The 12,450-nt window shown below is 38.0% G+C and carries 12 protein-coding genes; 5 read left to right on the top strand and 7 right to left on the bottom strand.

Features of this window, described 5'->3' with window-relative positions; translation table 11 throughout:
* Nucleotides 1–20: 20 nt before the first annotated feature.
* From E4O04_RS14115 to E4O04_RS13425, 4 genes are all read right to left on the bottom strand, one after another.
* Complete coding sequence (locus tag E4O04_RS14115; protein ID WP_305880129.1) at nucleotides 21–302, bottom strand: CC/Se motif family (seleno)protein; 282 nt, start codon at nucleotides 300–302, stop codon at nucleotides 21–23.
* A gap of 129 nt (nucleotides 303–431) precedes the next feature.
* Nucleotides 432–1,532 (bottom strand): hypothetical protein, encoded by a 1,101-nt coding sequence (locus E4O04_RS13435; protein ID WP_253708641.1) that lies wholly within the window; start codon nucleotides 1,530–1,532, stop codon nucleotides 432–434.
* A 78-nt stretch (nucleotides 1,533–1,610) separates the two neighbouring features.
* Nucleotides 1,611–2,528 carry an SPFH domain-containing protein gene (locus E4O04_RS13430; RefSeq protein ID WP_253686753.1) on the bottom strand — a complete coding sequence of 306 codons (918 nt, stop codon included), beginning with the start codon at nucleotides 2,526–2,528 and terminating at the stop codon, nucleotides 1,611–1,613.
* Nucleotides 2,521–3,450, bottom strand: a complete 930-nt coding sequence (locus E4O04_RS13425; protein WP_253686754.1) for an SPFH domain-containing protein — start codon at nucleotides 3,448–3,450, stop codon at nucleotides 2,521–2,523. Before E4O04_RS13425 ends, E4O04_RS13430 begins: the two co-directional genes overlap by 8 nt.
* Before the next feature lie 241 nt (nucleotides 3,451–3,691).
* Here E4O04_RS13425 and E4O04_RS13420 point away from each other — a divergent pair, with 241 nt between their 5' ends.
* Genes E4O04_RS13420 through E4O04_RS13410 form a run of 3 tightly spaced genes read left to right on the top strand, consistent with a single transcriptional unit; the run spans nucleotide 3,692 to nucleotide 7,663 of the window.
* Nucleotides 3,692–4,804, top strand: coding sequence for a DNA adenine methylase (locus E4O04_RS13420; protein ID WP_253708638.1), 1,113 nt, complete (start codon nucleotides 3,692–3,694; stop codon nucleotides 4,802–4,804).
* A gap of 15 nt (nucleotides 4,805–4,819) precedes the next feature.
* Nucleotides 4,820–7,132: an MFS transporter gene (locus tag E4O04_RS13415; RefSeq protein WP_253708635.1), complete on the top strand. Its 2,313-nt coding sequence runs from the start codon at nucleotides 4,820–4,822 to the stop codon at nucleotides 7,130–7,132.
* A gap of 15 nt (nucleotides 7,133–7,147) precedes the next feature.
* Nucleotides 7,148–7,663: a nitroreductase family protein gene (locus tag E4O04_RS13410; protein ID WP_253708632.1), complete on the top strand. Its 516-nt coding sequence runs from the start codon at nucleotides 7,148–7,150 to the stop codon at nucleotides 7,661–7,663.
* An 88-nt stretch (nucleotides 7,664–7,751) separates the two neighbouring features.
* Here E4O04_RS13410 and msrB read toward each other — a convergent pair whose 3' ends face one another.
* The 3 genes from msrB to E4O04_RS13395 form a co-directional block, all read right to left on the bottom strand.
* Nucleotides 7,752–8,816: a peptide-methionine (R)-S-oxide reductase MsrB gene (msrB, locus tag E4O04_RS13405; protein ID WP_253708629.1), complete on the bottom strand. Its 1,065-nt coding sequence runs from the start codon at nucleotides 8,814–8,816 to the stop codon at nucleotides 7,752–7,754.
* Between the two features lie 68 nt (nucleotides 8,817–8,884).
* On the bottom strand, nucleotides 8,885–9,343 hold the full coding sequence (locus E4O04_RS13400; protein WP_253708626.1) for a threonine/serine exporter family protein: 459 nt from the start codon (nucleotides 9,341–9,343) through the stop codon (nucleotides 8,885–8,887).
* On the bottom strand, nucleotides 9,343–10,113 hold the full coding sequence (locus E4O04_RS13395) for a threonine/serine exporter family protein (RefSeq protein ID WP_253708623.1): 771 nt from the start codon (nucleotides 10,111–10,113) through the stop codon (nucleotides 9,343–9,345). The genes E4O04_RS13400 and E4O04_RS13395 overlap by 1 nt, the downstream gene beginning before the upstream one ends.
* A 185-nt stretch (nucleotides 10,114–10,298) precedes the next feature.
* Here E4O04_RS13395 and loaP point away from each other — a divergent pair, with 185 nt between their 5' ends.
* Together loaP and E4O04_RS13385 are read left to right on the top strand one after the other, a co-directional pair.
* Nucleotides 10,299–10,835 carry an antiterminator LoaP gene (gene loaP / locus E4O04_RS13390; protein ID WP_253686760.1) on the top strand — a complete coding sequence of 179 codons (537 nt, stop codon included), beginning with the start codon at nucleotides 10,299–10,301 and terminating at the stop codon, nucleotides 10,833–10,835.
* Nucleotides 10,822–12,297, top strand: coding sequence for a polysaccharide biosynthesis protein (locus E4O04_RS13385; RefSeq protein WP_253708620.1), 1,476 nt, complete (start codon nucleotides 10,822–10,824; stop codon nucleotides 12,295–12,297). The genes loaP and E4O04_RS13385 overlap by 14 nt, the downstream gene beginning before the upstream one ends.
* Nucleotides 12,298–12,450 lie beyond the last annotated feature (153 nt).

The raw sequence follows: 12,450 nt of genomic DNA, 5'->3' as shown, positions 1-12,450 counted from the left end.
TATCTTATCGGCTTTCTTATTTAAATCATTCCTTCAACCATTAATTTTTCGAACCATAAAAATGATCCGACTGTAATCGTTAAGGTTCCGTTAACAGAGGGTGTTCCCTTTTTAACGTAAACGGTAATTCCATTGTCCTCTAATTTATCGAAATTACCTAGATTATTGGGCACTCCGACATACACGGTCGGTTCTAACCTCGTGCCCCCTCAAGATGCGCACATTTGAAGTGCACAATAAACCGAGTCTGTATTTTTTGCTTTGATCTTATCTCTTGCAGAATCTTCAACTCTAACATTCATGTTGGGCCTCCAAAAAATAATTGCAATCCGCCTTATCAATACGGTGTGAATTGTTCAGGCTCTTACAGACTTAAAATAAAAATTTTTATCGTAAAAGTCAAGAAAATTTTGAAATATTTTTGGCTTAAACTACGCCGAGCAGTCACAATCATCTACAAAGAACAAGAACCACTTATCTTCAATATCGAAAAAGTAAAAGGTCTTTTTGATAAAGCCTTCATCTAAAATAAGGATTTTTAAAATTGCCTTATAGTCATTGGGGAGTTCTATTTTTAAGTTCTTTATTTCATCGCTTTCAAAACTTGCAGGATCAACGGCTGTAGGAAGCTCTTGTACGATGGCACAATATACACCGTCTTTATCATTTGACTCTTCACAAAAGCCTCCTTTGGGCATTTTTTCATAAAAGGGTATTGAACCTCCGAACTTATTTGCTGAGGGGATTGTAGAAAAGTCGGTGCTTTCATCAAAGCCGAAGTTTTCTTCTGCCGAAAAAAGCCTGACAGTTGTTCCGGGATTATAAAAACGTCTTACTCCATATTCCGGATGTACAAAATCGGCTAATTTGGGGCTTGAATTTTTTAAAAGAAGATTAAAATTGTTTTCCCAATACACATTCGATAAAAATGAAAAAGCAAAAGAAATAAGCTTTCCTTCATCATAAGAATTTTTATTGCCGGCAGCCGCTGCTTCTTTCAATGCTGCATCTTCTGTCTTTTCTTGAGCAAGGGAGGCCGATGTCAGTTCAAAAGAGTCTACTATATGGGTTAAAATATCCCTATAAGTATCATAGTCTTTTTTGTTATATTCAAACCTGATTGTATAAAACTTTTCATTTATCGAAAGAGCCTGACAATAAAACATTTTGTCCTTTGAATAACCTTTTAAAATAAAGCCGTCGCGTCCCATATTTTTATCGCTTACAGTAAATTTTTGAGCTTCTTTTTTTTCATAAGTGTCGGCTGTTTTAAAAATAAATTCAGGACCGGATTCTTCTATATCCGAAACGGAAACCGATAGTCTCACCTCTCCGTCATTGCTTATAAAAACTTGTTCTGAAGGAGCTCCATCGACAGGTTTTAAAATTTCTGAAGGATAGTCTATTTCATAACCTTCTTGTGTATTTGTATAGGTTAAATATTTTCCGCTAAATTCAATCTGCTTCTTTGAGCAGGATAGTATAAAAATTAATGCAAAAAAAACAAAACCGATTTTTTTTAGATTGAACATATTGCCCCCATAAAACTATTATAAAATTTTGCAGGTAAAAAGAAAATGCACTGCGAGAAGTCCCACAGTGCATAAAAATTATTGGATTATTTCTTCGGCCATGTCTATGGTCATTTTCTTTATATCTGTAAGATCTGCCGACATAATTATCTTTGTTTTTTCATCTATAGAGCTTAGAGCACTTATCCATTCTTGAGAAACGGTAAGCTTTGCAGCTTCCATACCGCCTTGGATTTGGGTAGAAGCGGCAATCTTTTTAATACCCTCGGCTGTTGCTTCGGCAACGGCAACGATTTCGCGGGCTTGCCCCTCCGCTTCGTTTATCATTCTTTCTTTTTCGCCTTCGCTTATGTTTACGGCTTCTTCGTAAGCGGCTCTTGAAAGGTTAATAACCGTTTCCATCTCTCCGACAGAATGGGCTATTTCGGCCCGCTTTTCGCGTTCGGCCTTCATCTGGTTTTCCATTGCATCCATGATAGAATCGGAAACTCTTATGTTTTGAATTTCGTAGCGTGTAACCTTTACGCCCCAAGGATCCGAGGCCTCATCTACAGCCTTTACGACCTGAGCGTTTATCTGCTCGCGTGCTTCGAAGGTGTCATCCAAATCAAGCTGTCCTACCACCGAACGCATGGTTGTCTGTGCAAGCAAGATGGTTGCATAGCGGTAATCCCGTATACCGTAGCTTGCCTTAATGGGATCGAATACTTGAAGGTAGAGGATGCCGTCGATACGTACTTGAACGTTGTCCTTTGTAAAGCAGTCTTGAGCCGGAACATCTATCGCTTGCTCCTTTAAATTCTGCTTATATTTCACCCTATCCAAAAATGGAAATAGGATGTGGAAACCGGCATCCAAGGTTGTGTGGTATTTTCCTAAGCGCTCTACAATTAAAGCTACCTTATGAGGAACAATGCGGATGCTTCTAAAAAGGGCAACAATAAAAACTATGGCTATGATTGCTGCAATAACAATCGGGATTATAAAATTAAGCATTTCTACCTCCCTCCGGTGTCTTTATTTCCTTACCGGCATTTTTAATAATGTCGGTAAAGGCTGCAAGACCTGCAATGTTTTCGGGGTAAACCGAAACATTGGATTTTTTGATAATGTGTTCAAACCTTTGAATATAGTTTTCGGCAAGGCGGATACCCATAGCCGTTCTTCCTCCCGGCTGAGAAAGGGCATCTGCAATTAAACGCAAACCTTCGGCTGTCGCATTACTCGTTATCTCGATAGCCTTTGAGCGTCCTTCAGCGAGATTGATCCTTCGTTGTTTTTCGCCCATAGCCTTGTTTATGGCTTCCTGCTTTTTACCCAAAGAAATATTTATGCGGGATTGCTGTTTTCCTTCACTCGAAAGAATATTAGCCCGCTTTTCGCGTTCGGCCCTCATTTGCCTTTCCATGGCTTCGAGGATTGTGCGGGTAGGAGTGATATCCCGTATTTCGTAACGGGTAACCTTTATGCCCCAGTTGTCGGAAGCCTCGTCTAAAGCCTTTACAATATTGTCGTTTAGGCCTTCTCTTCCGCAAAAGGTTCTATCAAGTTCCAGCTTTCCTATTTCGCTTCGCATAGTTGTCTTTGCAAGCTGAGCAACGGCATAGCGGTAATTGTCTATTCCGTAGCTGGCCTTAACCGGATCAAAAATCTTGAGGTAGAGAATTCCGTCTACCTGTACCTGAACGTTATCTGCTGTGATACAAACTTGCGGATCTACATCCAAGGCTTCTTCCTTTAGGTTTTGCTTATAAGCAACTCTGTCTATAAATGGGGTTAAGATATGGAAACCCGCAGTAAGAGTCCGCGAATATTTTCCAAGCCTTTCAATAACATAACTTTCCTGTTCCGGAACTACAACGGCTATAGAAAATAAAATAATAACCGTTATGACCAGAGCAATGTATAAAGCTATCATCAGAGCGACCTCCTAATTTAATTCTTGGTTACTAAAATTTATATTTTAATGACCCTTTTGATTGTAACTTGTTTTATGAGATTTGTCTATAGTTTGAATATGGTGAATTTTATTATATCGATTTTTTTCTCATTTATGTTTTTATTTTTTTAAGTGTTTGCGTGATTCTCCTCTCTATCTCCTTGTAAGTTTCTCATCTTTGTAGTAATATAAGTTTTCTTTAAAAAGACGCATTGAACCTATGAAAGAGCAGCAAGAAGAAAATAAGGACTTTCTTACCACACAGATAATTACGTATCTCGGAAATAAAAGAACTCTGATAGATAAAATAGAGGAAGAGGTGAAGCTTATTTCAAAAAGCTTAAACAAGGAAAAACTTATCTGTGCGGATCTTTTTTCAGGCTCCGGTATAGTTGCACGCATGTTAAAAAAATATGCTTTAAAAATAATCGTTAATGATTTGGAAAATTATTCGTATGTGATAAACTCATGTTATCTTACAAACAAAGAAGAATATCCTAAAAAACTTTGCGATCAATTAAGAAAAGAAATTATCTCTTCTTGTTCAGATAAAAAAATCCCGGGCATAATTACCGAAAACTACGCTCCCAAGGATGACAACAAAATCGAAAAAGGAGAAAGAGTTTTTTATACACATCAGAATGCTCTTTTAATCGATACCTATAGAAATCTTATCGATAAAATTGTACCGGAAGAAAATTTAAAGAGATTTTTTTTGGTCCCCTTAATTACCGAAGCTTCAATTCACGTAAATACGAGCGGTGTATTTAAGGGTTTTTATAAGGACAAAAATACGGGGATAGGCTGCTTCGGCGCCAGCGGAAAAAATGCCCTAACAAGAATCTTAGGCGAGGTGGAATTAAAAGAACCCGTCTTTAGTAATTTTAATTCCGAACTTGAATTTTTTACAACGGACGCTGTAGAGCTTTCAAAAAAAATAAAGAAAATAGATATCGCTTATATCGATCCGCCTTATAACCAACACCCCTACGGTTCAAATTATTTTATGCTTAATTTAATTCTTAAAAATAAACTCGATGTTCCTATAAGCAAGGTAAGCGGAATTACCCAAGACTGGAAGCGCTCCGCCTTTAATAAACCTTATCTGGCTTTAAAATCTATGGAAGAAATTATATCATCTCTTGATTCGAAGTATGCAGTTATTTCTTATAATTCGGAGGGCTTTATTTCTTTTGAAGATATGACCGGGATGCTGCAAAAATACGGAGAATTAAAAACCGTCGAAATAAAATACAATACTTTTCGTGGAAGCCGAAATCTTAACAATAGAAACATTCATGTTTCGGAATACTTGTTTGTTTTAAAAAAATAGATTAAAATACCTGTGATGGAAGAACAATTATCTAATTTTAGAATTAAACAGGGCCGCAGCGTTTTTAGTGCGTACAATGGAATCAACTCGTTTTCATTTGCTCTCGTTACAGGAAACACAATCACTCTTTATGCTCTTGCTCTAAAAGCTAACAGTACCGTCATAGGTTTGCTTACAGCCTTTATGTACATGTGCTATTTTACAATTCCTTTAGGCAAGCTTATGGCTCGGCGTTTTACAATTGTAAAAACCTTTGCTTATACTTGGTTTTTGCGAAACAGCTCGCTTTTACCCATCTTGTTTATTCCGTTCTTTTATTTTAGAGGCGAAAATGAAGCAGCCATCTTTATGCTCTTACTTGCAGTAGCCCTTTTTAATTTTTTTCGCGGTGCCGGAATAGTTGCAAACAATCCGGTTATAAGCCTTTTGGCTCCCGGTAAGGATCGAAATTCTTATATAGTCAAAATCTCATTGACAAACAATACGGCTGCACTTGCAGCCATAATATTTTTAACCGTCTTTTTATGGTTTTCTCCAAGACTCGGAATCGATATAGTTTCTACATATAATATAACCGCAATAATAGGAATTATTACGGGCTTTGCAGCCTCGGCCCTTTTGCTTAAACTTCCCGATCCCGATTTTGAAAGAAGAATGGAGGCTGTAAAGCAGGCTAGGGCAGAAGGAAGAAGCCGAAAGGAAATACGAAAGCTAAAGAAAGGAAACCAAAACCTGCAAAAGGGTTCTTTTTTTGCTGCTGCAAAGGAAGCCTTTGGCGATAAAAATTTTGCGCTCTATATTTTTTCGTTTTTTATAATTCAGTTCGGAATAAGTTTGGCCCGTCCCTTTATAATTGTTTATGGAAGATCGGTTTATGGTATACCCGATAATTTTGTAATTATCTTTTCTCTTGCTTCAACTATGGGTTCCCTTTTGGTCGGGCTTTTAATGCGCCTTTTAATAGACAGGATGGGAGCAAAGCCGATGTATGTTATTTTTACGGCACTCAGTGTTGCAGCTCTTTTTCCTGCAATTGTAGCTCCTGCGAGAGAAATGCAGCTTATCGCATTTATATTTTTAATTCTGTTTTCGATGATAACCAACATGGGCTTTTCCGCTCAAATGGATGCATCTCAGGCCTACTTCTTCGGAATAGTTCCGTCAAAATCCTTGATGGATTTGAGTATGCTTAATTTTTTTGTTATGGGTATTACAGGAGCTCTTGGTTCAATCTTGGGCGGCCGCATTTTGGATATGCTCCAAACCTCAGGCTTTTCCAATTTGAGTATGTACCGTTTATTTTTTTCGGGCGTTATAATCTGCATCCTTTTCGGAATGATTTTTCAGATTAGGCTTTTAAATCTTGGAGGCCGCCTTGTAAAAGATGCTCTTGCAGTTATTTTTTCGCCGCGCGACATGAAGGCTTTAAACCTTTTATATAAACTGGATTCGAGTGAAAGCCTTCAAACGGAAGAAAAAATTTTGCATGAACTTACGGCAACAGCTTCTCAAGAATCGGCCGACAAGTTAAATCAATATATGAAGTCTCCCCGTTTTTCGATAAGATATTCTGCAATGAAGTCGCTAAATTCCTTAGAAAAACTTTCGGCAAAAAATAGGGAATCTCTTTTAGAAGAATTGAATAAGGGAGAATTTACTACGGCCGCTCTTGCTGCTAAAACCCTTGCCCATTTTAATGTTTACCAAGCTGTCGAACCTTTGAGAAAAGCCATTGAAAGTGAAGACTATCTTTTGGCCGGAGAGGCGATGGTTGCTCTTGCCCGCCTTAAAGATGAGGCTTCTCAATTTAAAATTTATCAAATCCTATCGGGAACACAAAATCCTAAAATTCTGCTTGCAGGCATTAAGGCTATGGAAACTTATAGGTCGGTAAATTCTATTCCTTTTATAATCGACTTGCTCCGCAGGGAGGGACTTCCTTCCTTGGTAGAAGATGAGGCTTATTTAAGTTTGGCTTCGATGATGAATGTGGAGGGCGGTTTTTATTTTGCTTATGACCGCTTTAAAAACGAAGCGAGAGATACGGGAGCTATTTTTACCGACATGCTGGATGAAGCCTTTGCAAAAAGAAAAAATTCTGATCTTGAATTTAAAAAGATAATTTTAACATTTATAAGCGAGGCTTCAAACGATACCGAATTTATAAAATGGTTTTTGGATTTGGCCGAAGAATTTTTAGGCATGAACACGGCTCTTCTTTTAAGCGTTATAATGGATGTCGATATGGTTACAAATAAATCCTTTAGATTTTTCTTGTGCTATTGGGCCGTGTCGATTTTTAAGGAACCGAAATTGGCAGCAATCTAAACTAAGGAGTGGAATATGAATGAGGTTATTAAGAACATGCTCACCCGTGTGAGTGTGCGTAAGTTTACGGCAGACAGGGTCGAAGACGAAAAGCTTAAAACAATTGTAGAATGTGCTAAGGCTTCTCCGACGGGTAAAAACAGGCAGATGAGAAAATTTACCGTTGTGCATAATAGGGAGAAAATACAGGAACTTGCAAAGGCTGTTTCTTCCGTGCTTGATATTCCGAATTATCGAATCTATGACTGTGATGCGTTGATACTCATAAGTTTTGAAGAGGATGACCGCTTCGGCTACTGCGATTCTTCGGTTGCAATTCAAAATATTTATCTTGCAGCCCATGCCTTAGGGCTGGGGTCGGTTTGGATAAATCAGCTGAGGGAAAAATGTAATTCGCCCGAAATAAGGCGCGTTTTAGATTCTTTTAATATTCCTAAAAATCATGTTGTCTGCGGAATATCCGCTATAGGTTATCCTGCTGAACATCCCGAACCTAAAACACGTACCGAGCCTGTAGAATTCATAAATTAACGGACAGAAAATAAAAAACGGTTTAACCTCATTTGAGTTAAACCGTTTTTTTATTTTAGATATTTAATAATTTTTTTTACAAGCGGTTTTAAAAATTGCCTGTAGGTTTTACATAGGGGAGATAATCTCCGTAACCTTCTTTTTCCATTTTATCGTAAGGTATAAAGCGCAGGGCAGCGCCGTTAATGCAGTATCTTAAACCGCCCGCATCGGCAGGTCCGTCATCGAATACATGGCCGAGGTGTGCTTCTCCGGTTTTTGAAACAACTTCGATACGGTCCATACCGTAACTTCTGTCTTCCAAATAGTCAAGGGCTTGAGTGGTAATAGGCTTTGTAAATGAGGGCCAGCCGCAGCCTGCATCGTATTTGTTTAATGAAGAAAAAAGAGGCTTCCCTGTTGTGATGTCGACATAAATTCCTTCAGCATCGAATTTATCGTACTCGCTTGTAAAAGGTCTTTCGGTCGCTTTTTCTTGAGTAACGGAAAACTGTATTGTCGTTAAAGATTTTTTTAATTCTTCTTTTGACGGCAGTTTAAATTTACTCTCGTCATAGAGCGGTTTTAAAGCAAGGGTTAAGTCTATGTGGCAATAGCCGCCGGGATTTTTTTCAAGATAGTCTTGATGATAATCTTCTGCAAGAATAAAATGACGCAGTTTTTCTACCTCAACAACAATCGGCCTTGAATATTTTTTTTGCATAAACTTTACAAAGCTTTGTATTTCTTTAACCATAGAATCATCTACATAGTAGATGCCTGTCCTGTACTGACGGCCTGCATCGTTTCCCTGTTTGTTTAAGGATGTAGGGTCGATTACTCTAAAATAGTGTGCAAGTAACTCCTGCAAACTTACTACAGATGCATCATAAACTATTTTTACTGTTTCGGCGTGGTCACTGCTGTGCAGTCCCTTGTAGTTTGCAGAATCGCTCTTACCGTTTGCATAGCCCGTGTCCGTTTCTTTTACTCCGGGTATTTGTCTAAAATATCCTTCAACGCCCCAAAAGCATCCGCCTGCAAGATATATCTCTCTAATCATTCCTTTTCCTCCGATAGATAGTTTTTGTTCTGCCTGAGCCTTTGTACACGATAAAAATAAAACTATCGAAAATACAAGACTCACCGGCAATATAATCTTTTTGTTTTTCATATCTAATTCCTCTCGAAAAAAATGTACTTCTTTTTTTTATACAAAACAAGAGGTTTCAATAATAAAATTTATTTTCTTGTTTTTTTGTCTGCCGCTTTTTTCTTTATGGTTCTAATAAGACGGGTTGCCGATGTAGAAATAATTAAGCCTATTGATATGGCTACGGCGATAAAAGCGGCTTGAACTCCTTCGCTTACCCCTTTTTCTAACCTGTCAGTGACGAAAAAGAGCATGGTCTTATAAACCTTAAAGCCGGGAACCAATGGAATTGTGCCTATAACGATAAAGCATGTAACCGGAGTCTTTTGAAGGACGGCAAACCAATCAGCTAAGAGACCTACTGCTAAGGCTCCTGCCAAGGTTGCAAATATATAATTGACACCCATATTCTGAAAAAATATTAAGACCGTCCAAGAGATGCTTCCGCAGAGGGCGCTTAAAACCGTATTTTGTTTCGGAACCGAAAACAAAAAACAAAAACAAAAACTTGCTATAAAAGATGCTATTGCATGTATGTAGAGCGGCATTATATTCCTCCAAGAAGAGAGTAAGCGAAAAGAACGGAACCTATACCGAAGGCGATTGCGACTGCGATGAGTACAGCCTCACAGGTACGGGCTATTCCCGAAATTAAATCTCCCAAAATAAAATCCCGTATACCCGATGTAAATGCTACTCCCGGTACTAAAGACAAAACGGCTCCGACTATTATCATATCGAGATTTTTTACAAAGCCTACATGATAAAAGAGAATGGTTATTATCCCTACAAAAAAACCTGCAACAAAGTTCCCTAAAAATACCGTTTTGGAAAACCGGGTAATCCTATCATTTAAAAATACGGCAGCAAAGGTTGCAAGAAAGGTAACGATAAAATCGTTTACCGTACCGCCAAGGAGAACAGAGAAAACTCCGCAGCCTATTCCGGCCGTCGTCAAGATAAGCCAATAGGGATAACCTTTTTCTGTGTCAATCTTTTTTAAAATATCTAAAGCATCATTTTCGGATACTTTACCTTGCGTAAAGTTTCTTGAAAATTCGTTTACCAATGAAATCTTTTTTATATTGCTGCCGCGGCTCTTTATATTTTTAATATACGTAGTGCCTTCTTTTTTGTCGTCACCTATCATTATTACGGTAGGACTTATAAAAACGGCTATATCTGTAAAACCTCGCGAAGCACAGATCCTTAAAATAGTCTCTTCGGTTCTATTCATCTCGGCTCCGTTTTTTATTAAAAGCTCTCCGGCCGCTAAAGCGATTCTAAAAATTGAAACCGCTTTTTTTTCTTCTTCCATTATTTTCCCCAGTCGTGTTAAAGTCTTGAACCAAAATATAGCACAGGCGATTGAAAAAAACAAGTAATCCTGTGTTATGTAAGGGTAATACCGCTTGCAATTTATACGGTACGACTTAATCGGTAAAACTTAAATTAGAGGCAGTACTTTATTTAATGCGGATTTTATGATATAATCACTCAAATATGGATTATTATGTAGTTCAGGTCAGTACAGGTAAAGAAAAGAATTTTATCGAAGATGCGGAATTTAAAAATAAATTTAAAGAACTATCTTATTCTATAGTTTTTCCTCAAAGAATTTTAAAGATAAGAAAGTCCGGTAAGGTAACGGAGAAGCAGCTGCCTGTTTTTGCTGGGTATTTGTTTATAGGTGCTGATGAGATTTCAAAAGAGTTGTATCAGCATATTAGAAAGTGTAAAGGCTTTTATAGATTTTTACCTAATAATCAAGAACCCAGATCTTTAGAAGGAAGAGATTTGGAAATCCTTAATCAATTTATTTCTTTTGGAGGGGTTGCGAAAATTTCACAAGTCGTATTTGATGAAAATGATAGAATAAAAGTTATTGAAGGTCCTTTAAGCGGACTTGAAGGTTATATTGTAAGAGTGAATAAGAGGAAGGGAAGAGCTACCGTTTGTCTGGATATGTGTCAGACTGCTTTTTCTATCGACTTAGGATTTGAAACAATAAAGAAGGAAGAAAAAAATGGACCGTCCTAATAAGCAAAAATCCTCTATATATATAGTAGGCGCAGGTCTTGCCGGAACTATGATTGCGCATGAAATTTCGGCAAAAAAAATATTCGGTAAGGTTGCCGCATTCTTGGACGATGATTCTAAAAAAATCGGAACCAAGATTGATGGAATCCCGGTATTCGGTCCCATAAGTGAAACGGTTCATTTAATAAGAATAGATGCAGGAGATGTGGCTCTGATTGCAATTCCCAGTATACGCTCCGAACGTTTGCGGGAAATATATGAGCTTTTAAAATCGGCAGGGTTTTCAAAAATAAAGTTGTTACCTGCAATTTCTCAAATCATTGACGGTTCGGCGCATTTGGTGCAGGCCCGCGAGATAGACCCGCAGGACTTACTTACTCGCACTCCCGTCACAATTTCTTTAAAAAAAAGTTTGGCATACCTCAGAGGCAAGCGTGTTTTAATTACGGGTGCCGGAGGTTCTATCGGAAGCGAGCTTTGCCGGCAGCTTTTATCAGGCGGTGCTGAGCGCCTCTATCTTTTCGGACACGGAGAGAATTCCATTTATCAAATTTATAAAGAGCTTAAAATATTACAGGCAGGCGGTGTCGGCGACAAAGCTACAATTGTTCCTGTAATCGGGGAATTAAAAGACCGCGAGTATATGCGCTACATCATCAAGCAATTAAAATGCGATGCGGTTTTTCATACTGCAGCTTATAAACATGTTCCGTTGATGGAAGAAAATCCTGTTGCCGTTATAGAAAACAATGTTTTCGGAACAAAGAATCTTTTGGATGCCTGTATCGAATTCGGCGTAAAGCGTTTTGTTTTAATTTCGACGGATAAGGCTGTTGAGCCTGTTTCGGTTTACGGCGTTTCAAAACTATTAAGCGAAAAATTGGTATTGCAGGCTGCCGAAACCGTAAAAGAAAAAAAAGATTCGGCCTACATGTTTGTCCGCTTCGGAAATGTTTTGGGTTCAAGAGGTTCTATCTTTCCCTTATTTGTAGAGCAAATACAAAACGGAGGTCCCGTTACCGTAACCGATAAAAAGATGATCCGCTTTTTTATGACAATCCCCGAAGCTTGTTCCTTGGTATTGCAGACCGGAGGTGTCGGCAAATCGGGCGAGTCCTATCTTCTTGATATGGGGGAACCTGTAAATATTTATGAGACGGCAAAACAGTTGATAAGCTACATGGGCTTTGAACCTGAGAAGGATATTAAGATAGAAATAATCGGCCCCAGAGAAGGGGAGCGTTTGGAAGAACCTCTTTGGTCATCAACCGAATATCTTGAAAAAACCGATTACGAAAAAATTATGCGTCTCCGCGATAAAAAAGAATTCGATTCTAAAATCTTAAACGAAATTTTAAATACCCTGCATCCGTTTTGTTTTTATAGTGAAGAAAACAAAGATGACTTCCGCAACAAAGAAAAGATGCGCAAGTTTTTAGAGGAAAAAGAGCTTTTAAGATAAACTTTGACATATATTTGAGCTGTGTTATACTTATAAAGATGATATTTATAACCACCACGGAAAACTAATTTTACTGTTTAATAAAACCGCGAAAAAGATGTCTTGTTGCGTAATTTGTAAAATTTTAGTATGCTTTTGAAAGGTGTTTGCAAG

It is taken from the genome of Treponema sp. OMZ 799 (assembly GCF_024181365.1).
Lineage (GTDB): Bacteria > Spirochaetota > Spirochaetia > Treponematales > Treponemataceae > Treponema_B.
Note: the sequence above shows the minus strand (reverse complement) of the source record. Positions and strands in the feature narration are given on the sequence as shown.

Coding starts and splice junctions, on each gene's coding strand:
- E4O04_RS13435 (WP_253708641.1), bottom strand. CDS start 1,532: ATGTTCAATCTAAAAAAAATCGGTTTTGTTTTTTTTGCATTAATTTTT.
- E4O04_RS13415 (WP_253708635.1), top strand. CDS start 4,820: ATGGAAGAACAATTATCTAATTTTAGAATTAAACAGGGCCGCAGCGTT.
- E4O04_RS13410 (WP_253708632.1), top strand. CDS start 7,148: ATGAATGAGGTTATTAAGAACATGCTCACCCGTGTGAGTGTGCGTAAG.
- E4O04_RS13430 (WP_253686753.1), bottom strand. CDS start 2,528: ATGCTTAATTTTATAATCCCGATTGTTATTGCAGCAATCATAGCCATA.
- msrB (WP_253708629.1), bottom strand. CDS start 8,816: ATGAAAAACAAAAAGATTATATTGCCGGTGAGTCTTGTATTTTCGATA.
- loaP (WP_253686760.1), top strand. CDS start 10,299: ATGGATTATTATGTAGTTCAGGTCAGTACAGGTAAAGAAAAGAATTTT.
- E4O04_RS13385 (WP_253708620.1), top strand. CDS start 10,822: ATGGACCGTCCTAATAAGCAAAAATCCTCTATATATATAGTAGGCGCA.
- E4O04_RS13395 (WP_253708623.1), bottom strand. CDS start 10,113: ATGGAAGAAGAAAAAAAAGCGGTTTCAATTTTTAGAATCGCTTTAGCG.
- E4O04_RS13425 (WP_253686754.1), bottom strand. CDS start 3,450: ATGATAGCTTTATACATTGCTCTGGTCATAACGGTTATTATTTTATTT.
- E4O04_RS13400 (WP_253708626.1), bottom strand. CDS start 9,343: ATGCCGCTCTACATACATGCAATAGCATCTTTTATAGCAAGTTTTTGT.
- E4O04_RS13420 (WP_253708638.1), top strand. CDS start 3,692: ATGAAAGAGCAGCAAGAAGAAAATAAGGACTTTCTTACCACACAGATA.